Source organism: Mesorhizobium sp. P3_A9, assembly GCF_056402975.1.
In genome coordinates this window covers 1-644 of record NZ_JBFUGJ010000789.1, presented here as the reverse complement: position 1 = coordinate 644, position 644 = coordinate 1, and the positions used below count along the sequence as shown (strand labels likewise).

Annotated in this window: 1 protein-coding gene; it reads left to right on the top strand. The window is 61.3% G+C overall.

Going from position 1 to position 644, the window contains the following annotated elements; genetic code table 11:
- Positions 1 to 8: 8 nt before the first annotated feature.
- Positions 9 to 299, top strand: a complete 291-nt coding sequence (locus tag AC1DX0_RS36760; protein ID WP_477359551.1) for a cupredoxin domain-containing protein — start codon at positions 9 to 11, stop codon at positions 297 to 299.
- Positions 300 to 644 lie beyond the last annotated feature (345 nt).

Here is a 644-nt window from a genome sequence, read left to right as displayed (position 1 = left end):
TGTCATGGCTGACTGCGCTGGTGCTGGCCCTTGCGGCAGTGCCGGCAGCGGCCGCAACCATCCAGGTCACCATCGACAAGCTCGTCTTTTCGCCGGTGACCGTGGAAGCGAAGGTCGGCGACACGATCGAGTGGGTGAACAAGGACGTGTTCGCCCACACAGCCACGGTGAAGGGCGGCTGGGATGTGATGATCCGGCCGAAGAAGTCGGCAAGCCTGACATTGAAGGCGGCGGGAGCGGTCGATTATTTCTGCCGCTTTCACCCCAATATGCAAGGCCGCTTGGTGGTGGCGCCCTGAGACGAGAGCAATTCCAGGAAAAGTGTGAACGGTTTTCCGTTCGGAATTGCGTCAAAACAAGGACTTAGAGCGGGTCGCCGTTTCCGTGAAACGGCGAACCTCTCTAAGAGACCGATGGCGAAGACCACTTCGCCGTCGATCGCCACCGCCACTCGGGCTTTTGTCCAATCACGCCTTTTCGCCCGAGCTGGTCAACTCTGCCTGCGAAAGCAGCCATTCGATCATTTGCGCTGCCTGGGCGGGTGGGCGGTCTGGAGCCAGAACTTCGAGGCTGAGGCCACTCAGGACACGCTGGGAAAACGGCGCCACGAGGACGCCGGACGCCAGGGCGCGAGAGACCAGCAC